The following is a 20,680-nucleotide window of genomic DNA, read 5'->3' as shown; positions in this document are numbered from 1 at the left end:
CTTCCGTGTTTTGCGGGGTGCAAATGTAAAAAGCATTTTCAAATCTCACAAGCTTTTCTCAATCTTTTTTCTGAAAAAATTTTCAGTTTCGATTTCTTTTCTTGTCAGTGTTTCAGTGAACGTCTTTCGTTGTTGCGGGTGCAAAAGTACACAACAATTCCAGTTACGCAAGCCTTTTTCTAAACTATTTTTAATCTTTTTTGCAATTATTTCTTAACTCTCTGATAACACAAGTTTTACAATTCATTATTTTTTGAAACATTGTCAGGTTTTTCTGCACCGCATTGCTTTTTCCTTATTTTAACCCCTTTTCCCTAACCCGTTTTTGAGGAGTTTTTATGTTTTGAACCTCTTTTGAATGGTTTTGCCGCAAAGGCACTAAGACGCAAAGACTGCTTTTTCTGCCGTTTTATTAATCTCGCAGAGCCGAAAAGGCGCTGAGTTTTTATTTTTGGGAGGTTTTTATTCTGAAAACTTATGCCCTAGCCCCGATAGAAGCGGAAATCCTTTTATTTTGGGGTTCAAAATAAAAGATTGAAGCGGATAGCGGGAAATAGCTCCTAATTAAAAACAAACTTCAATTCTTCAAATACCAAACTAAAAGGCTTCGACTTCGTTCAGCCAGCCATATATACTATATATTATAGATATTGATGAACTCATAAGACGCACTGCAGTGCATCTCTACGGAAAATTGGGGCTTAATTATAATTATACATATATATGTATACAAAACAAACCCGACAGATTTTAGAAAACTGTCGGGTTATACGAATAATAGCTGCTCTTATATATAGTATGCTTAGCTTCTTACATAATAAAGCAATCTTATACATATATATATTGTATGTATTTTTGTAATCACTTATATTTGCATTCACAAAATTATAAACAATGATCAAGATTACTTTACCCGATGGGTCAATTAGAGAGTTCGCTCAAGGCGTAACTCCAATGGAGGTCGCTAAAAACATTAGCGAAGGTTTTGCAAGAAATGTGATTTCTGCATCTTTTAATGGTACAACTATTGAAACCGAGACCCCATTAACGACCGATGGTAATCTTATATTATATACTTGGAATGATGCTGAAGGTAAAAAAGCTTTCTGGCATTCGACTTCGCACGTAATGGCGCAAGCTCTTGAGGAATTATACCCTGGAATTAAATTAACTCTTGGACCTGCAATTGCTAATGGGTTTTACTATGATGTGGATTTTGAAGACCAAAAGATCTCTGAGGCTGATTTTAAAAAGATCGAAGATCGTGTTCTTGAGATTTCAAGAGGTAAACACGAATTCAAAATGCGTCCGGTTAGTAAGGCTGATGCATTAGAGATGTACAAAGACAATGTTTACAAGACTGAATTGATTTCTAATCTTGAAGACGGTACTATTACTTTTTGCGATCACTCTACTTTTACTGATTTATGTCGTGGTGGACATATTCCGAATACTGGAATCATCAAGGCTATGAAAATTATGAGCGTTGCTGGTGCTTACTGGAGAGGAGACGAAAAGAACAAACAGTTGACTCGTGTTTATGGAACTTCTTTCCCTAAACAAAAAGATTTAACTGAATATCTTGAACTTCTTGAAGAAGCTAAGCGTCGTGATCATCGTAAATTAGGAAAGGAACTAGAATTGTTTGCTTTCTCTCAGAAAGTAGGCCAAGGTTTACCTTTATGGCTACCTAAAGGTGCAGCACTTAGAGAGCGTTTAGAGCAATTTTTAAAGAGAGCTCAAAAGAAAGCAGGTTACGAGCAGGTTGTGAGTCCGCATATTGGACAAAAAGAGCTTTATGTAACTTCTGGTCATTATGCTAAATATGGTGCTGATAGTTTTCAGCCGATACATACTCCTGCTGAAGGTGAAGAATTTTTATTGAAACCAATGAACTGTCCTCACCATTGTGAGATTTACAATGTAAGACCTTGGTCGTATAAAGATTTACCTAAGCGTTATGCTGAATTTGGTACTGTATATAGATATGAGCAATCTGGTGAATTACATGGTTTAACTCGTGTTAGAGGTTTTACTCAGGATGATGCACATATTTTTTGTACTCCGGAACAATTGGATGAAGAGTTCAAAAAAGTAATTGACTTGGTATTATATGTATTTGGTTCGTTAGGTTTTGAAAACTTTACTGCTCAAATTTCATTGAGAGATCAGGAAAACAGAGAGAAATATATTGGTACAGATGAAAACTGGGAGAAAGCTGAAAATGCAATTATCAATGCTGCGGCTGACAAAGGACTAAATACTGTAGTAGAATATGGTGAAGCTGCATTTTACGGACCTAAGCTTGACTTTATGGTTAAGGATGCTTTGGGAAGACAATGGCAGTTAGGAACAATTCAGGTTGATTACAACCTTCCTGAGCGTTTTGATTTGACATATAAAGGTGCTGATAATGAATTACATCGCCCGGTTATGATTCACAGAGCTCCTTTTGGATCTATGGAACGTTTTATAGCAATTTTACTGGAACACACAGCAGGAAATTTCCCACTTTGGCTAATGCCTGAGCAGGCTATTATATTGTCTTTGAGCGAGAAATACGAAAATTATGCTAAAAAAGTTTTAGATTTGCTAGAAAATCACGAAATTCGCGCCCTAATTGACAACCGAAATGAAACTATCGGTAAGAAAATTAGAGATGCAGAAATGCAAAAAATTCCATTTATGCTTATCGTTGGTGAGGAGGAAGAGAAAAAAGGTACAATTTCTATTCGCCGCCACGGCCAAGAAGGAAAAGGTAATATCACAGTTTCTATCGAAGAATTTGCTTCGATTGTAGACGAAGAAATAAAAAAGACATTAAAAGTATTTACAGTTTAACTTAAATTAGAAAGTCATAGCAATAAAAAGTAACAGAGGTTTTCAACCTCGAGTAGAAAAAAAAGATGCACACAGAATAAATAACAATATTCGTGGTGTACAGGAAGTAAGGTTAGTAGGCGAGAACATCGAACCAGGTGTATTTAAGCTTGCAGAAGCTTTACGTCTAGCAGATCAGTTTGAATTAGACTTGGTTGAAATTTCGCCAAATGCTGAGCCGCCGGTTTGTAAAATCATGGATTACAAGAAATTTGTTTACGAACAAAAGAAACGTGATAAGGCATTAAAAGCTAAATCATCGCAGGTTGTAGTAAAAGAGATTCGTTTTGGTCCTCAAACAGATGAGCATGATTATGAATTTAAAAGAAAGAATGCCGAGAAGTTCTTAAAAGAGGGAGCTAAATTAAAAGCTTTTGTTTTCTTTAAAGGACGTTCGATTATCTATAAAGATCAAGGACAAATTTTACTTTTACGTTTAGCAACAGATTTAGAAGAGCATGGTAAAGTTGAAGCCATGCCGGTTCTTGAAGGAAAGAGAATGATTATGTTCATTGCTCCGAAAAAGAAAAAATAATTATTTGCTGTAAGCAATAAGCTTTAAGCTTTAAGCAAACAGTTTAATAAACTTTTGCCTAAAGCTTAAAGCCTAAAGCCTAAAGCTTAGAAAACATAAGTAAGTAAGAATAAATTAAAACACTAGGAAAAATGCCTAAAATGAAAACTAAATCTAGCGCTAAGAAACGTTTTAAAGTTACTGGTTCTGGAAAGATTAAAAGAAAGCATGCTTTTAAAAGTCACATCTTGACTAAAAAATCTAAAAAACGTAAATTAGCTTTGACACACTCAGCGCTAGTTCACTCAACAGATATGAAAAGCATCAAACAACAATTAAGAATTATCTAATAATTCTTTAGGTTAAAAAATTATTTATATAACCTTGGAGTATGGCTTTCAAGTTCCTTTGATTCAATTCAGGACGCCTGCTACAAAAACACATTAAAATTATGCCAAGATCGGTAAATTCAGTTGCTAAAAGAGCAAGAAGAAAAAAAATAATGAAGCAAGCCAAAGGTTTCTTTGGTAGACGTAAAAACGTTTGGACAGTTGCTAAGAACGCGGTAGAGAAAGCGATGAGCTACGCTTACCGTGACAGAAAACAGAATAAAAGAAATTTCCGTTCATTATGGATTCAACGTATTAACGCTGGAGCTAGATTAGAAGGAATGTCTTATTCTCAATTCATGGGGAAAGTTAAAGCTAACGGAATCGAATTGAACCGTAAAGTTCTTGCAGATTTAGCTATGAACCACCCAGAAGCTTTCAAAGCAATACTTAATAAAGTAAAATAAACGTTTTATAAACTCAATTTAGATTACTTACTTATCATAAAGAAACCATTCGTTAATTCGGATGGTTTTTTGTTTTTACAATAATCTGTTTTACCTTTAAACTTCTCATAAAACAATTGTAAAATGTTTACGGCACTATTTGATCATATACAGAAATTTATAACATTAGAGCCTTCAGAAATTGATATACTAGAAGCATGCCTTACTATTTCGAATGTAAAAAAGAAAGAACATCTATTACAGGAAGGTCAAGTTTGTAACACTTTATATTTTATACTAAAAGGCTGTGCGAGACAATATATCATCAATTCAAAAGGTACTGAACAAACTTTGCAGTTTGCTGTTGAAAATTGGTGGATAACCGATTATTTAAGTTATCACAATACTACGCCATCGCACTTTTATATTCAGACGGTTGAAAACTGTGAATTAATAGCGATTGAAAAAGATACTTTAGAGTCTCTATTAATTCAAATTCCGAAGCTGGAAAAATACTTTCGAATTGTTTCTCAAAAATCATTTGGGGCTGCTCAAATGCGTATCAAATTTTTATTTACAATGTCTGCCGAAGAAAGGTACCACCATTTTAACAACCAAAATCCAGATTTTGTACAACGTGTACCGCAATACATGCTTGCCTCCTATTTAGATTTTTCTGCAGAATTTATGAGTAAAATCAGGGCTGGAAAAATTTGATTTTAATTTCTTGAAGTAGTTCAAGTTTTTAAACGAATACATTGCTGACCTTTGTAATGAACTTTTAAAACACATAAAAATGAAATCAAGAATTCTTATACCAGAAGCTGCCCCACAAGCTTATCAAGCATTGATGAACTTAGAAAAATATATTTCTACTACTTCATTAACTCCAGTTCATAAAGAATTAATTAAAATACGTGCTTCTCAAATCAATGGTTGTGCCTATTGTATCAACATGCACACAGCCGATGCAAGAAAACATGGCATTTCTGAACAAAGAATATACTTAACAAGTGCATGGCGTGAAGCTGATGTTTATACTGAAGAGGAAAAAGCTATTTTAGCTTTAACAGAACAGGTAACTTTAATTAATAACCATGTTACTGACGAAGTTTATCAAAACGCAGCAAACTTATTTGATGAAAAATATTTAGCAGAAATCATCCTTGCAATCATTACAATTAACTCTTGGAACAGATTGGCAATTACTACTGGATTAAGAGCTGTATAATTCCTTTATAAGGATAAATTTTACAACATTTTTAAAATTCTAAACCCTCCTAGCAGAGGGTTTCTTTGTATTTACCTGTAAATGAGACTCAGATAAATAGAAATTCAATCATTTTACAAAAACAGGTATTTATACTCTTTCATAGGAATTTAGGTTTTCTATTTTTGGTTTATGATTTCAAAATACTCTACAATAAATTCATATTCTATGGCAGTCTCTTTTGTCTTTTTTGCATGCCAAAAGGAGTATTATAAGTATTCTAATTTAAAAAACTCACAACTAAAAAATATAACAACTATAAAACTTCATCGGATTTTTCATGAATTATTTATAAGTACGAGAAAATACGGAAATCCGTATAGAGGCTATAACTAAGGGAATTAATTTTGAAAAAACAATAGGTTTCAATTTACTATAAAATAAAATTTGTATGTTCAAAAAGGTTTTAATTGCAGAGGACATAGACAGTATTAGTGCAACGATTATAAAAGTTCTTGAAGAATTAGAAATTCCGGTAATTCACCATGTAAAATATTATGATGATGGTTTATTAAAAATCAGAAAAAGCCTTCTTGACAATGAGCCGTATGATTTGTTAATTACCGATTTATCTTTTAAAATAGATCATCGAAATACTAACATTTTAAATGGTGAAGAGCTTATTAACTCTGTGAATAAGATACATCCTCAATTAAAGAAGATTGTTTTTTCATCAGAAGATAAATCATATAAAATAAAAAAGCTTTTTAATGAATTAAAGATCACAGCTTATGTTTCTAAAGGGAGAAACAGTATTGAGGAGTTAAAAACTGCTATGCAAAAGGCTTATAAAAATGAAGAGAAAATACTTTCTTCAGATTTAAGCTTTAGTTTTAATGATAAATCTTTAATTGAAATTGAGTCTTATGATATTTCTATCTTGACTCTTATGGCGAGAGGGTATATTTTAGGAAGTATTTCAAATGAATTTAAGGCAAAATCGATAACTCCAAACGGAACCAGCAGCATTGAGAAACGAATTAATAAATTAAAAATATATTTTAAAGCTAATAACAATGTGCACTTAATTGCTATAGCCAAAGATTTCGGCTTAATTTAAATTCTATTAAACTTATGAAACCTAAATATAAATTTAATCTGATATCGAAGATCAATACAGCCAGCAATAAAATTGTCATAAAAACAATATTGCTTTGTCTTTTCTTGTCTATATGTTTTGCTTATGTTTCTGAAAAAACGGGATGGTTAGAAATAGACTGGAAGATTATTTTTATACCTGCACTTCTTGTGCTGCAAATAATAATTATTGGAAAAGCTTTACAAAATAGATATAAAAAGCTTTAAAGATTTTGTTTTAAAAATATCGAAATGCTTATATTTGATTTTTTAAAGCCTTATGAAAATTCTTATAAATTACGTTCTCTTACTATTCATTTCTTTCCAATCTTTAGCTCAGACTAAGATTATTTCCTGGAATCTGGAGAACTTTGGAAAATCTAAATCTCAATCTACTTTAAATTTTATAGCTAATACTGTACGTGATTATGACATTGTTGCTATCCAGGAAGTTGTTGCCGGGTACGGAGGCTCACAGACTGTTGCGAAACTTGCCATATTGTTAAATGAAAAAGGAGCAAAATGGGATTATATTATTAGTGATCCTACAAGTGGAACCAGCTATAAAAAAGAACGCTATGCTTTTCTTTGGAAAACAAATAAAGCCAAATTAAAAGGAGAGCCATGGCTTGAAAAAAAATATAATTTAGAGATTGACCGTGAACCTTATTTTGCAACTTTTGAAGTAAATAAAAAAACATTTACTCTGGTCAATTTTCATGCAATCACAAAAAGCAAACAGCCAGAAACTGAAATTAAGTATTTTAAATTTCTGCCTCAGCAATATCCCAATCTCAATTTAGTATTTACCGGAGATTTTAATTGTCCGGAGTCCCATACTGTTTTTAATCCGTTAAAGAAAATGGGCTATACATCGATGCTGCAGAAGCAAAAGACTACTTTAAAACAAAAATGTAATGGAGATGTTTGCCTTGCTTCTGAATTTGATAATACTTTTTATAATCCAAATAGATTAAATCACATTGATTCAGGAGTTATTTTATTCTATAAAAAATTCAATACGCTGCAGGATGCCCGAAAAATATCCGATCACATTCCTATTTGGCTTGAATTTTCGTTGAATTAAATTATGTTTTGAGCTTTTTCTTTTTTGCTGCTGGGAATAAAACGTTATTTAAGATCAAGCGATAACCCGGAGAATTAGGATGCAAATCTAAAACAGTTGGCGGATCTCCAACCTGATGTTGAAAATCTTCGGGATCGTGGCCTCCAAAAAAGGTAAACATTCCTTTGCCTTTTTCTCCATGAATGTATCTTGCTTCGCCATTTAGTTCGCAAGTTCCCATTACTAATACATTTGATTTTACCAAAGTTTCATTAAAAGAGGTTGTTTGTCCCATAAATCCTTTTACTAATTGTGTATGATTTTGACATAACATACTAGGAATTGGGTCCCATTTTGCAGAAAATTCCATTAAGGTAAAGTAGTCTTTTTCCATTGGAACTCTTCTTTTACCTGTCATGTCAATGTCTGAAAATTCGTAGACTTCTGGTCTTCGCTCTAAAATAAAATCTTTGAACGCAAAAGAGTTCGCATAATTTAGTTTTGATTGATAATTAGATTCACTTGGATCTCCATCAAACATGGTTTCGCAAATATCAACACCATCTGCTGCAAGCGCAATATCAAAACTGTCAGTTGCTGAACACATGGCAAACATAAATCCGCCGCCAATAACAAAATCTCTGATTTTTTTTGCTACTGCTCCTTTTTCCTGAGAAACTTTAGAGTAACCCAATTTAGAAGCTAAAACTTCGGCATCTTTTTTCTGTTCTATATACCAAGGTGTATTTTTATAAGCTGCGTAAAATTTTCCATATTGTCCGGTAAAGTCTTCATGATGTAAATGCAGCCAATCATACAGCAATAATTGGTCACTTAAAACTTCTTCGTCATATATTGGAGTAAATGGAATTTCGGCATAAGTTAATACTAATGTTACTGCATCGTCCCAAGGCTGTTTTCCTTTTGGAGTATAAACTGCAATTTTTGGTGCTTTTTCGAGAATAACTGATTCCATATTTTGTGATGGACTCGAAATATCATTTAAAATTGAGGCTTCTTCACTATCTGAAAGTATCTCAAAACTTACGCCTCTAATTTTACATTCTTTACGAATTTCATCAGCATCAGGTAATAAAAATGAGCCTCCACGATAATTAAGCAACCAGCTGGCTTTGTAATCTCTGCTCAAACACCAATAGGTAATACCGTAAGCTTTTAAGTGATTTTGCTGCGTTGTTTCGTCCATCGGAAGTAAAATAAACGAAGCTTTTGCATTAAAAGAAAGCAATAAAATGAAAATATAAACTAAACTTTTTTTCATCAAAAAATATTTTAAGTAAAGATATAAAGGAAGCTTATAAAATCACAATAGAAGACTAGTTTTATAATAGTATAAAACTGTTAATTAACAAGAATATAAAATATTCAAAAGATTGAAATTTTGTAAAAAACAGGTAAAAATACGTAAACTATGACAACTTTTTCTGCCTAAATTTGGAATCTTAAAATCGACCAAATTAATCGATTAAAAAACAAACCAATGAATTACAACCAAAACAATCAACCAAAAGAATTTAGTATAATGCAGAAAATAGGCATTTGTGTACTCGTTTTTACAATAATCGTTTATTACGTTTTATCCATACAATTTTTAACAAGCTAAAATTATAATGTCAAAACAGCAATTTCATTTTGAATAGCATAAACAACCAAACCGGCAATATTTCGTGATTCTGTTTTTAGCAATAAATTATTACGATGTCCTTCTACAGTTCGTGGACTTAAAAAAAGATGTTCTGCTATCTCTGTAGTTGTTTTTTGCTGGCAGATAAGCTGCAAAATTTCAATTTCGCGCGGCGAAAGAAAACTTGTTTCAAGATTTCCTTTTGAGTTTTTAGAAGATACGATAGTTTCCTGAATCGTTTTTAATACATTTTCGTTGTAAAAAAATCCTTTTCTGTTAACTTCATTAATCGTTTTGATTAAATCTTTTGGAGTTGTATTTTTTATGAGATATGCTACTGCTCCAACCTGAATCATATTTGCAATAAATGATTTTGAATCATAACTGGTCAGGGCTATAATTTTAATATCAGGAAAAGATTTTCGAATAATTTTTGTTGCTTCGACGCCATTTAAAACCGGCATTTTCAAATCCATGATAATAATATCTGGCTTGACATCATTATTCTGTAATTTGTTAACCAGCTCTTCACCGTTTGAAGCTTCAAAAATAATTTCAATATTGTCTTCTCTTTGCAATAAAAAAGCTATTCCTTTCCGAAACAATACTTCGTCATCGACTAAGGCGATTTTAATTACGGCATTCATTTTGTTTGTTTTTGGTCATTTGGTTTCCCGAAATTACAAAATATGAATTAATAATAGCTACAGAACCTTATTTTATTGATGCTAAAGCGTAATTATTTACTAAAATTTATATTAAAAGGTAAAAATTACAGCAATACCTTTATTTATTTCTGAATCTATTTTAATAGTTCCGTTTAAAAAGGAAACCCTGCTGTCGATATTTTTCATTCCAAGTCCTTTTTGATTTTCGCTGTTTTTGCTGTCAAAACCAATTCCGTTGTCTTCATAATAGCAGGTATTTATTCCATTATTATCTTTAAACGCAATCCAAATTTCTGTTGCTTTACCATGACGGAGCGAATTATTCATTAATTCCTGTAAAATTCTAAAAATGTGCAAATGACGATCGATGTTATCATCAAAATCAATTTCATTTTTATAATACGTTTTAACAGATTTACTAGTTTCAAATTCTTCGCATAATTCCTCAACGCCTGCATTTAATCCAAATTTTTCAAAAACTGGCGGCAATAAATTGTGGGCAATTTTTCTCGAATTTTCTAAGGCTTTTGCAGTCAAATTAATAATATTTTCTGTAATCTCGATGGTTTCTGCTTCAGTTAAATTAGGTGCCGAAAGCAAATGAGTATTTAAGGAAACAATATTAAGTTTTGAACTTATGTCATCGTGCAAATCCTGAGCAATACGTTTACGCTCTTCTTCTTGCGTAACTATAATGGCGTGAAGCTGTTCTTTTTGATACTGTAGTATCAAGTCTTTTTTCTCTAATTCTTTTTGAATTATTTTTTTTCTAGAGAAATAGAAAAATATTATCAATACAACTGCGACAATTATAAAGAAAAGTGATATATATAATATAATGGCAACAAGTTCTTTTTCAGGAATTGAATGGGTATTCATATCATTATTAGGATTAAAAATGCTTATTGATGTCGAAATCAAATATATCTTATTTAATTTGAATGTAATTATCCTCCTAAAAATAATTATCAAATAAAAATCTCTATTAAGTATATACTTAATAGAGATTTTTATTTTAAGCTGCAATAAAATTTATTTTTTAATCGTCATCGCCTGTAGCCGGAGGGCTTGGCTGAGAAAAGTCATAAACTCCATCTACTACTTTAGATGTCGCTGATGCTTTTTTAATATTATTGTCTTTGTCTAAACCTACTAAAATAGTAGTCATCTTTCCTTCACTATTCAATCCCAGAAATAACCCGACTTTTTCAATTCCTCCTTTATTTATTATTGAAGTAATTACCTCTGTTTCCATAGCATAACTTCGAATTCTTAAGCCATCATATGATGTTATATCATTTAAATCCTGTACTTTATCTAATTTTTTCTGCCAGGCTTCTATACCGGTAAAAGCTATTTTTGGTGATAGTAAATGTTTATTTAAAACTGCTGTTCTTTTACGGGTTAAGTCAACTGTTACCTCATTAAGATCTGTTAATTTATCCTGATTTGAAGTCGCAAATAATACTTTTGAATTTATTCTGTTTATTTCTTTCCCTACAGAGTTTACTCCTGCTGCATCAATTTTTATAATCCCATTTTCATATCCTAAAACAAATCGTAAATGATGCAAATCTGGAGATGATGTCAATTTAGAAAAATCTTGGGATGAAAATAAATAACTCTTAACTTGTTTTTGCGAACTGGCAAATTCATCATCTAAATTAGCATTTAGCCAATCATTCTTTTGTGATGTTGTTACATTTATTTCATCCTGAGATGCTCCTTTCTGGCATGAAAACGTGACAAGTAATGTTATTAAAGCAATGCAAAAATTTCTTTTTTTCATAATTAAATTTGATTTTTGATTAAGCTAATTGTTAGTTTTTAATTGTAACCTCTTTATAAAAATTTATTTTCCAATCGTATAAAATAAAAAACTGATAGATTAAAATTAAAAAAGCATTTAATATCCAGGTTAGATATTTAAGCTCGCTGCTAAGTCCTAAAGAAAAATTCCCAATTAAATATAACACGGTACTTGCTAATAAGTAAAATACAAGACCTACAGTAGTATAATAATATTTTTTACTTTCTGTGAGCATATTATAAAAGTGAAACAAGGCATAAATTACTGTAAGCACATTTGTTAAAGTAATTTCAAATAAATTAAATTTAAAAAACTCACCCGAATCTATACAAAATTGGATCGTTAAAACTAATAATGCTAAAGTCAGACTAATTATTATGAATATTTTTTGGCCTTTTATCTGACTCAATGAATTATAGAAAATTCCAAGTAATATCATTTGTCCTATAAAGAACATATTGACAAAAATTAAATTAGTCATTCCAAGATGATAGCATAGTTCCATACTAAATTGCATAGCAAAGGAAAAGGCTAGATAAGAGACAAAAAAAACATTAGCTTTTCCCTTTCGGAAAAAGCTATATGAATAGACTATTAGGTTTATTAATAAAACGGAATAAGTCGAGTATATTAATAATTCATTCATTTTTTAGATGCTTCACTATTAATATGGCGGGCTAGGCCGTGTACCATCATACACAACTTCTTCAGCAGATTCTACCCTATTTAGCTGAGATGATGAATGTCCGTAAACATCGACATATTTACCCGTTTCCTTATCATATTGTGCACCTACAAAAAGCAAGGTTTTTTCTTTTTGATCATTGATACCAAGATAAGCACGAACTGCATCTGTTTCAAGTGCAAGTACTTTTTCTAAACTTTCGCGTGGTATTAAAAAAGATTTTACTTTGTTTTCACGGGTTTCGATCGTGGTATCATCCACGTATCTTTTTTCCCATACTTCAGCAGTTGCCAACGGAATTTGAATAGGCCCTGGAAAGATTTCTTCGCTCATAGTTTTTTAATTTAATTAGTTAATAATTTTGAATTTGTTTTATGGTTTTGCTAATCTACCGAATTAATTTTTATGTAGAAATATTATTTTGTGAAATTATATACGGAAGCATCTAATCATTGAATAAAAAAAAAAATCTTTACAAGCAGGCGCTCATAAAGATTTTTTTTTTTAGAATTTTATTTTAGTTAAAATGGAACATCACTGTCATCATCGTCATCATTTAAATTGCTTCCAAAGGCTTCATTTGCAGAAGGAAGGTTTTTAGTAATGAACGGATTATCGTCGTGGTTCATTTTTGAAGGTAAATCATCATATCCTCCGCTAAAATCTTCAAGGTTATCAAACTTACCTAAATGTCCTAAGAATTTTAAACGGATATTTTCAAGTCCACCGTTACGGTGTTTGGCTATAATAAACTCAGCCTGACCTGCTGTTGGCGATTGTTCATCATCATCCCATTCTTCAATTTTATAATATTCCGGACGATAAATAAATGATACAATATCAGCATCCTGCTCAATCGCTCCAGATTCACGAAGATCCGAAAGCAGCGGACGTTTACTTGATCCACGGGTTTCAACGGCACGCGATAACTGAGATAATGCAATAACCGGAACGTTTAATTCTTTTGCTAATGCTTTTAAGTTTCGGGAAATTGTCGAAATCTCCTGCTCACGGTTTCCTCCTCCTTTACCATTTCCTCCTGCTGTCATTAACTGCAAGTAGTCAATAATAATTAATCGAATTCCGTGCTGCGAAGCTAAACGACGACATTTTGCACGTAAATCGAAGATCGAAAGTGAAGGTGTATCATCAATAAATAATGGAGCTTTTTCTAAATCCTTAACTTTAGTACTCAACTGCTCCCATTCGTGTTTTTCCAATTTTCCTGTTCTTAGTTTTTCTGAAGACAATCCTGTTTCAGAAGAAATAAGCCTTGTAATCAACTGAACTGATGCCATCTCCAGAGAGAAAACTGCTACTGCATGCCCAAACTGAATAGCCACATTTCGCGCCATTGAAAGTACGAATGCTGTTTTACCCATACCCGGACGAGCTGCAATAATAATTAAATCTGAAGGCTGCCAGCCGGAAGTTACCTGATCTAATTTCTCAAAACCAGTCGCGATACCGCTCAAACCTTCTTTACCCGCAATTTCTTCAATACGTTTCTTTGCTTGTAAAACCAAACTTTGGGCAGTTTCAGAACTACGCTTAATATTTCCCTGCGTTACTTCGTATAATTTTGATTCGGCTTTGTCTAATAAATCAAATACGTCTGTAGTTTCATCATATGATTCTTCGATAATTTCAGAAGAAATTCTAATCAAACTTCTTTGAATAAATTTTTGAAGAATAATACGCGAGTGAAATTCAATGTGTGCAGAAGAAGCAATTTTTTGCGTAAGCTGAATCAGATAAAAATCTCCTCCGGCTAATTCTAATTTTCCATTTTTCTTTAACTGAGTCGAAACCGTCAGCAAATCGATTGGCTGTGTTTCGGTAAAAAGCTGTAAGATCGCTTCAAAAATATGTTTGTGCGCGTCTTTGTAAAAAGCATCGGGCTGTAAAATATCAATTACGTCATCTACCCCTTTTTTATCAATCATCATCGCACCAAGCACAGCCTCCTCCAAATCAAGAACTTGCGGAGGAAGTTTTCCCTTTTCGAGATTAATAATAGTGGTTTTATCTACCTTTACAGGATTTACATTCTTGAAATTTTCCATATAGCGAAAGTAACAAAATTTAAAAAAAAATTGTTATCTAGTTATAACTATTAAATGTTTATAAATATTTTGCTTTTGTTGATAACCAAAAAAAAATCCGAAACCGCAGGGCTTCGGATTTTTAATCATATTATATGAATTTACTCTTTATACTCGCCCATATTGCTGTATTTGTCCATTCTTTGGGCAATCAGCTCGGCTGTTGATAAGTCTTTCAATTCGTTATATCCTTTGGTAATGTATTCTGCCACTGTTTTAAAAGTAGTTTCGCGGTCGTAGTGCGCTCCGCCTAGTGGTTCAGGAATTACATCATCAACTAATTTTTGTTTTTTCATGTCAGAAGAAGTCAATTTTAAAGCATCCGCAGCACGTTCTTTGTACTCCCAGCTTTTCCATAAAATTGAAGAACATGATTCTGGAGAAATTACAGAATACCAAGTATTCTCTAACATATAAACTTTGTCTCCAACACCTATTCCTAAAGCTCCACCAGAAGCTCCTTCACCTACAATAATGGTGATGATTGGCACTTGCAGACGAACCATTTCGAAAATATTTCTTGCAATAGCTTCTCCCTGCCCTCTTTCTTCAGCTTCAAGTCCTGGGTATGCACCCGGAGTATCTACTAAAGTTAAAACCGGGATTCCGAATTTCTCTGCCATTTTCATCAAACGCAAAGCTTTACGGTATCCTTCTGGATTTGCCATACCAAAATTACGGTATTGACGTGTTTTTGTATTAAAACCTTTTTGCTGCCCGATAATCATAAACGATTGTCCGTTTACTTTACCAAGACCACCAACCATTGCTTTATCATCTTTAAAACCTCTGTCTCCATGAAGTTCTAAGAATGTATCACCGCAAATTGCTCTGATATAATCTAAAGTATAAGGTCTATTTGGGTGTCTTGACAATTGTACACGCTGCCAAGCCGTAAGATTTTTGTATATTTCTTTTTTAGTCTCTACTAATTTCTTGTTGATTTCTTTACAAGTTGGCGTAACATCAACGTCAGATTCTTTTCCAATTATAACACACTTTTCTAACTGTTCTTCAAGTTCTTTTATTGGAAGCTCAAAATCTAAATATTCCATGGATTTTTGAATTTTGTTTTTAAATCGAACCGCAAATATAAAAATATTATACTATTCGTGTGATTATTTCGTGTTTAAAATGTAAAAATGTAATTTAAAAATAAGGCAAATACTACACTTTTTCTTTATTCTTATAATGTTTAAAAACACCATTTAAAATAACTGTAATAACGATTATTACAGCCCCTATGTAAAATTCGGTGCTCATTTTTTCCTTTCCGCCCAAGATAAAATAAGCCAAAAGAATACCGTAAACCGGCTCTAAATTAGTGGTTAACATTACCGTATAAGGAGTTAAGCGCTGCATTACTTTTACCGAAGCAGTAAAGGCATAAGCTGTGCAGACAGAAGCCAAAATCAACAGCAAAATCCAGTTATTTAGTGACATTACAAAAAAGTCTGCATTGAATTTTCCTATCACTAAAAAATAAATAGAGATAAAGAAAACACCTGCGCCAAATTCATAAAATGTAATAACTGAAGGCTCATGATCTGAGATTAATTTTCCATTCATGAGGGTAAATAAAACCCCAAGAATTATCGAAATTAAGGCGTAATAAACTCCTGTAAGATATTTAATTTCAACCTGTAATATCAATCCTAATCCAGCAATGATGATTAATCCGAAGAAAACTTCGTACCATAAAATCTTTCTTCCGTAAAAAAGCGGCTCTAATAAAGAGGCAAAAAAAGCTCCAAGTGAAAAAATTGACAATGTTATGGAAACATTTGATACGTGAATGGCTTTAAAAAAGAAAATCCAATGCAGTGCAATTAATAATCCAACGAAAATTAATTTAGTAAAAGATTGTGCTGATATTTTAAAAGACTGCTTTTTATAAAGAATAAATCCGCCAAGAAAAATTCCGGCAATCAACATTCTAAACCACACTAAGTTTTCGGCATCAATTGTAATTAAAGCTCCAAGAATAGCTGTAAATCCCCAAATAAAAACAATTAAATGAAGGTTTAAGTAACTTTTTAAATTATCGTTTCGCATTACGTAATAAGTAAACTGCCAGAATTCCAAAAACAATATTTGGGAACCAAACAGCTAATAAAGGTGAAAAAGTAGATTTTTCGGCAAGAGTACCAAATATTTTATCAAAGAATACAAATGAAAACGCAATTGCGATTCCAATAGCCAGGTTCATTCCCATACCGCCTCGGCGTTTCATTGAAGAAACTGATACTGCAATAATAGTCAGGATAAAGGCAGAAACCGGGATACTGTATTTTTTGTAAAGAACTACTAAATAGGTATTGATATTTCCTGAACCTCTTTTTCTTTCTTTTTCAATAAAATCAATCAATTTGCCCAAAGTTAATGTTTCTGCTATGTAAACAACAGGCGTTAAATCAGCAAGTTCAAACTTAAATTTTACTTTCTTCTCAGGTTCTCTTTCAATTACATCGTTCAAGTCAGCAAGAGTCCTTTTGGTATAATCATACAAAATATACGTCTTTAATTTCGGGTCCCATTTAATACGGCTTGCTGTAATTTTATACGTTAGTTTATCTTTTTCAAAATGTTCTAACGTAAAATTAAACGCCGTTTTAGACTCTTCATTAAAACTGTTTACAAAAATAAAATCATGATCATTGATCTGTCTGTAAACATTGGTGTTTTCACCCCGCATGAGTTCCTTTCCGTTTCCTTTTAAATAGGTATACCTAAAATTATTATAACCCTCACTTGCGGCAGGAACAATAAAAAATCCCATCAGCAAAACGAAAATCGAAACAATTGTTGCACCTATAATATAAGGACGAAGAAAACGCGTAAATGAAATCCCTGAACTTAAAATCGCAATAATCTCTGTATTATTAGCCAGTTTTGAAGTAAACCAGATTACCGATAAAAACAGAAATATCGGAAATAAAGAGTTTATAAAATAGATTGTAAAATTGTAATAATAGAACGCGATATCCATAAACGGAATCTTGTTTTCGAGCATCTTATTTACTTTTTCAGAAACGTCAATTACGATTCCAATTGGCGCAAACAAAAGCAGCATCACAGAGAAAGTTCCGAGATATCTTTTTAAGATGTATTTATCTATTATTGACAGCATAAGTTTAGTTTCAAGTTTATTTTGTTTCACGTTTCAAGTTTTGGAATCCCGTTCTACAAAGAACTTGAAACCTGAAACTTGAAACTTTTAAACTCTTAAAGGCGTTGACTCATATTTTTAACCATCATTTCTTTCCATGGTCTAAAATCGCCTGCTAAGATATGTTTTCTAGCTTCACGAACCAACCACATGTAGAAACCAAGATTATGAATTGTAGCAATTTGTTTTCCTAAATATTCGTTAGCAGCAAATAAGTGGCGTAAATACGCTTTTGTGTATTCTGTATCTACAAAAGTATGTCCCATTTCATCAATAGGAGAAAAATCAGCTTCCCACTTTTTGTTTTTAATATTGATTGTTCCGTTTGCTGTAAACAACATACCGTTTCTTGCATTACGCGTTGGCATAACGCAGTCAAACATATCAATTCCTAACGCGATATTTTCTAATATATTTATAGGAGTTCCCACTCCCATTAAATAACGAGGTTTATCTTCCGGAAGAATTTCGCAGACAACTTCGGTCATAGCGTACATTTCTTCTGCTGGCTCTCCTACTGATAATCCGCCAATGGCATTTCCCTGCCGCCCAGAATTTGCAATATATTCAGCCGACTGACGACGCAAATCTTTATATGTGCTTCCCTGAACGATTGGGAAAAAAGTCTGTTCGTAACCGTATTTATAAGGAACTTTTTCTAAATGATTAATACAACGATCCAACCAGCGGTGTGTCATGTGCATTGATCTTTGTGCGTATCTGTAATCACAAGGATAAGGCGTACATTCATCAAAAGCCATAATAATATCGGCTCCAATTGTACGCTGGATTTCCATTACATTTTCTGGAGTAAAAAAGTGGTAAGAACCGTCAATATGTGATTTAAACTTTACTCCTTCTTCTTTAATTTTTCTATTTGAAGAAAGAGAATAAACCTGATATCCGCCAGAATCAGTCAAAATATTACGATCCCAATTCATGAATTTATGCAATCCTCCTGCTTTTTCAAGAATTTCTGTCTGCGGACGTAAATATAAATGGTACGTATTTCCAAGAATAATATCCGGATTAATATCGTCTTTTAATTCACGCTGATGTACTCCTTTTACCGAAGCCACCGTTCCAACAGGCATAAAAATAGGCGTTTCGATTACGCCGTGATCAGTAGTTATACTTCCCGCTCTTGCTTTAGACTGCGGATCTTTTTGTAATAAATCAAACTTCATGTGTTTCTTTTTTCAGTCGGCAAAGATAAGTTAATTTCAGGGAAATTTAATTAATTAGATCATTTGTCCATTATAAAATTGAGTTAATTCAAAAACAATATAAAACCTAAACCCCAGAAATTTTTAAATTTGAATAAAATCAATTAAAAATGGTGTGCATGCCGTCAGATTGAGCGAAGTCAAATTGTCAGACTGAGCGAAGTCGAATTGTCAGGCTGAGCGAAGTCGAAGCCCCGCAAAGCACATCTATCATAATAAAAAAATAAAATCCGTTTAAAACCGCGAAAATCCGCATGCCATTAACTCAAACAAAATAAAATGAACTTAGCTCAAAAACTTGGATATCCTGAAAATACAAAACTACTAATCATTCATGCCGACGATGCCGGTTTATCACATTCAGAAAATCAAGCAACTATAAAAGCGCTTCAAAACGGATCTGTAAACTCATACAGTATAATGGTTCCGTGTCCATGGTTTTATGAAATGGCTCAATTTGCCAAAAACAATCCAAATTATGATTGCGGCATTCATTTAACTTTGACTTGTGAATGGGAAAATTATAAATTCGGACCAGTTCTTCCTGTTTCTGAAGTTCCAAGTTTAGTCGATCAAAACGGTTATTTTTACAAAACCAGAAAAGATTTTAAAGACAATGCAAAACCTTCTGAAATCAAAAAAGAGCTAACGGCTCAAATCGAAAAAGCTTTGCAATTTGGTATTCAATCTACACATCTTGACTCGCATATGTGCAGTGTTGGCGTAACTCCAGAAATTTTAGAGGTTTATAAAGAACTTGGAGAAACATACAACTTACCTATTTTCATCAATAAAGATTTTGTAGAATCCATTAGTTTATCTGATGAAAAATATGATTTTGAGACTACTCTTTTAGCAGACACTCTTTTAATTGGATATTATAATGATTTCGAAAAAGGAGAACTTAAAAAATCTTACGAGAAAGCTTTAGATAGTATTACTTCAGGATTTAATGTTTTCTTACTTCATCCTGCTTTCGATGAATTTGAAATGCAGGGTATTACTGTAAACCATCCAAATTTTGGTTCAGAGTGGCGTCAAATTGACTTTGATTATTTTACAAGTACTGAATGCAAAACGAAACTAAAAGAAAATAAAATTCAATTAATTACATGGAAAGAGATTGGGCAAATCAGATAATTTGTCAATTTAGATAATGAGATAATTTTTCTTTGTTTATGTCAATACTGCAATATCCTGATTCTAAAAATGTAACAAACAAAGACCTTTGATTTCATAATTTTATTAGAGACTTAAAATATTGAAATCATGATAAACTCAGAAGATAAAAACACAGCAAAAGAAAATCAAATTGAAAAAAATCTGGAAAACTTAGATTATCCGGCAAATGAAGACATTTATTATCAAGAAGATAAACTGGAAGATATTGATCCGGAAGATATTTCTGGTGAAAGAATCATCAATCAGGACAATCATGAATGGAAACAAAATAGTGATAAACTTGGAGATGATCTTGATGTTCCGGGTTCTGAACTTGATGATGATCAGGAAGAAATAGGTTCGGAAGATGAAGAAAATAATTTCTACAGCGAGGGCGATAATAATTAGATTTATATCGTTCGATTATTCAAAAAGCCTTTCAAAGGCTACCGTCTGGACACATCTGTAAAGAGTCTCCAACCTTGCATTACTGAATTAAATTTTTGCAGACCAATCCAAAAGGTTGTGATGCCGGGTTTTCTTTCAGAAAGATAGCCTTTCCATCCTCCTAATCTAGCAATAGCCCATATATATCGTTTCAAATCTGACGATTTATATGGGTTTTTTAG

General features: G+C 32.4%; 23 protein-coding genes and 1 pseudogene. 12 read left to right on the top strand and 12 right to left on the bottom strand.

Annotated elements, in window-relative coordinates; all coding sequences use genetic code 11:
• The 10 genes from BUE10_RS24330 to BUE10_RS23515 all read left to right on the top strand — a co-directional run.
• Positions 1 to 183, top strand: a 183-nt coding sequence (locus BUE10_RS24330) for a hypothetical protein (protein ID WP_234984740.1), incomplete at its 5' end; no start/stop codon positions are given.
• 711 nt (positions 184 to 894) lie between these two features.
• Positions 895 to 2,841 carry a threonine--tRNA ligase gene (gene thrS / locus BUE10_RS23555; protein WP_073489568.1) on the top strand — a complete coding sequence of 649 codons (1,947 nt, stop codon included), beginning with the start codon at positions 895 to 897 and terminating at the stop codon, positions 2,839 to 2,841.
• Positions 2,842 to 2,863: 22 nt separating this feature from the next.
• A complete protein-coding gene (gene infC, locus BUE10_RS23550; RefSeq protein ID WP_073489566.1) occupies positions 2,864 to 3,415 on the top strand; it encodes a translation initiation factor IF-3 in 552 nt (183 codons plus the stop codon).
• A 131-nt stretch (positions 3,416 to 3,546) separates the two neighbouring features.
• Positions 3,547 to 3,744, top strand: coding sequence for a 50S ribosomal protein L35 (rpmI, locus tag BUE10_RS23545; protein WP_007810722.1), 198 nt, complete (start codon positions 3,547 to 3,549; stop codon positions 3,742 to 3,744).
• Positions 3,745 to 3,845: 101 nt separating this feature from the next.
• Entirely contained in the window at positions 3,846 to 4,190 is a 345-nt protein-coding gene (gene rplT / locus BUE10_RS23540; protein ID WP_008464948.1) for a 50S ribosomal protein L20, read from the top strand.
• Between the two features lie 123 nt (positions 4,191 to 4,313).
• Entirely contained in the window at positions 4,314 to 4,886 is a 573-nt protein-coding gene (locus BUE10_RS23535) for a Crp/Fnr family transcriptional regulator (RefSeq protein ID WP_073489564.1), read from the top strand.
• Between the two features lie 79 nt (positions 4,887 to 4,965).
• Positions 4,966 to 5,400, top strand: coding sequence for a carboxymuconolactone decarboxylase family protein (locus BUE10_RS23530; RefSeq protein WP_073489562.1), 435 nt, complete (start codon positions 4,966 to 4,968; stop codon positions 5,398 to 5,400).
• A 430-nt stretch (positions 5,401 to 5,830) separates the two neighbouring features.
• Positions 5,831 to 6,499: a DNA-binding transcriptional response regulator gene (locus tag BUE10_RS23525; protein ID WP_073489560.1), complete on the top strand. Its 669-nt coding sequence runs from the start codon at positions 5,831 to 5,833 to the stop codon at positions 6,497 to 6,499.
• Positions 6,500 to 6,513: 14 nt separating this feature from the next.
• A complete protein-coding gene (locus BUE10_RS24395; RefSeq protein WP_073489558.1) occupies positions 6,514 to 6,744 on the top strand; it encodes a hypothetical protein in 231 nt (76 codons plus the stop codon).
• A gap of 52 nt (positions 6,745 to 6,796) precedes the next feature.
• A complete protein-coding gene (locus BUE10_RS23515) occupies positions 6,797 to 7,603 on the top strand; it encodes an endonuclease/exonuclease/phosphatase family protein (RefSeq protein WP_073489556.1) in 807 nt (268 codons plus the stop codon).
• A 1-nt stretch (position 7,604) separates the two neighbouring features.
• Here BUE10_RS23515 and BUE10_RS23510 read toward each other — a convergent pair whose 3' ends face one another.
• The 11 genes from BUE10_RS23510 to tgt all read right to left on the bottom strand — a co-directional run bounded on the left by BUE10_RS23510 (position 7,605) and on the right by tgt (position 18,851).
• Positions 7,605 to 8,864 carry an asparagine synthetase B gene (locus BUE10_RS23510; protein ID WP_073489554.1) on the bottom strand — a complete coding sequence of 420 codons (1,260 nt, stop codon included), beginning with the start codon at positions 8,862 to 8,864 and terminating at the stop codon, positions 7,605 to 7,607.
• Between the two features lie 344 nt (positions 8,865 to 9,208).
• The gene (locus BUE10_RS23505) at positions 9,209 to 9,874 is read right to left on the bottom strand and encodes a response regulator transcription factor (RefSeq protein WP_053474266.1); all 666 of its coding nucleotides are present in this window, start codon (positions 9,872 to 9,874) and stop codon (positions 9,209 to 9,211) included.
• A 111-nt stretch (positions 9,875 to 9,985) separates the two neighbouring features.
• Positions 9,986 to 10,774, bottom strand: coding sequence for a sensor histidine kinase (locus BUE10_RS23500; protein ID WP_073489552.1), 789 nt, complete (start codon positions 10,772 to 10,774; stop codon positions 9,986 to 9,988).
• 160 nt (positions 10,775 to 10,934) lie between these two features.
• The gene (locus BUE10_RS23495; protein ID WP_073489550.1) at positions 10,935 to 11,684 is read right to left on the bottom strand and encodes a hypothetical protein; all 750 of its coding nucleotides are present in this window, start codon (positions 11,682 to 11,684) and stop codon (positions 10,935 to 10,937) included.
• Between the two features lie 31 nt (positions 11,685 to 11,715).
• Positions 11,716 to 12,351 (bottom strand): hypothetical protein, encoded by a 636-nt coding sequence (locus BUE10_RS23490; RefSeq protein ID WP_073489548.1) that lies wholly within the window; start codon positions 12,349 to 12,351, stop codon positions 11,716 to 11,718.
• Positions 12,352 to 12,369: 18 nt separating this feature from the next.
• The gene (locus BUE10_RS23485) at positions 12,370 to 12,723 is read right to left on the bottom strand and encodes a hypothetical protein (protein WP_073489546.1); all 354 of its coding nucleotides are present in this window, start codon (positions 12,721 to 12,723) and stop codon (positions 12,370 to 12,372) included.
• Between the two features lie 188 nt (positions 12,724 to 12,911).
• Entirely contained in the window at positions 12,912 to 14,456 is a 1,545-nt protein-coding gene (dnaB, locus tag BUE10_RS23480) for a replicative DNA helicase (protein ID WP_073489544.1), read from the bottom strand.
• A gap of 140 nt (positions 14,457 to 14,596) precedes the next feature.
• Positions 14,597 to 15,550, bottom strand: a complete 954-nt coding sequence (locus BUE10_RS23475; protein WP_053474271.1) for an acetyl-CoA carboxylase carboxyltransferase subunit alpha — start codon at positions 15,548 to 15,550, stop codon at positions 14,597 to 14,599.
• Positions 15,551 to 15,662: 112 nt separating this feature from the next.
• Positions 15,663 to 16,550, bottom strand: a complete 888-nt coding sequence (locus BUE10_RS23470) for a DMT family transporter (RefSeq protein ID WP_073489542.1) — start codon at positions 16,548 to 16,550, stop codon at positions 15,663 to 15,665.
• Entirely contained in the window at positions 16,537 to 17,625 is a 1,089-nt protein-coding gene (locus BUE10_RS23465; protein WP_073489570.1) for an LptF/LptG family permease, read from the bottom strand. Before BUE10_RS23465 ends, BUE10_RS23470 begins: the two co-directional genes overlap by 14 nt.
• 95 nt (positions 17,626 to 17,720) lie before the next feature.
• Positions 17,721 to 18,851 (bottom strand): tRNA guanosine(34) transglycosylase Tgt, encoded by a 1,131-nt coding sequence (gene tgt / locus BUE10_RS23460; protein ID WP_073489540.1) that lies wholly within the window; start codon positions 18,849 to 18,851, stop codon positions 17,721 to 17,723.
• Between the two features lie 318 nt (positions 18,852 to 19,169).
• Between tgt and BUE10_RS23455 the strand changes: the two genes are divergently transcribed.
• A complete protein-coding gene (locus tag BUE10_RS23455) occupies positions 19,170 to 20,030 on the top strand; it encodes a polysaccharide deacetylase family protein (RefSeq protein WP_073489539.1) in 861 nt (286 codons plus the stop codon).
• Positions 20,031 to 20,159: 129 nt separating this feature from the next.
• The gene (locus tag BUE10_RS23450; RefSeq protein WP_073489537.1) at positions 20,160 to 20,459 is read left to right on the top strand and encodes a hypothetical protein; all 300 of its coding nucleotides are present in this window, start codon (positions 20,160 to 20,162) and stop codon (positions 20,457 to 20,459) included.
• Between the two features lie 38 nt (positions 20,460 to 20,497).
• On the opposite strand, the pseudogene BUE10_RS23445 reads toward BUE10_RS23450, so the two are convergent.
• A pseudogene (locus BUE10_RS23445) lies at positions 20,498 to 20,680 on the bottom strand (hypothetical protein); the annotation flags it as partial.

It is taken from the genome of Flavobacterium sp. CF108 (genome assembly GCF_900129795.1).
Classification (GTDB): Bacteria; Bacteroidota; Bacteroidia; order Flavobacteriales; family Flavobacteriaceae; genus Flavobacterium.
This window is presented reverse-complemented; position numbering and strand designations above follow the sequence as displayed.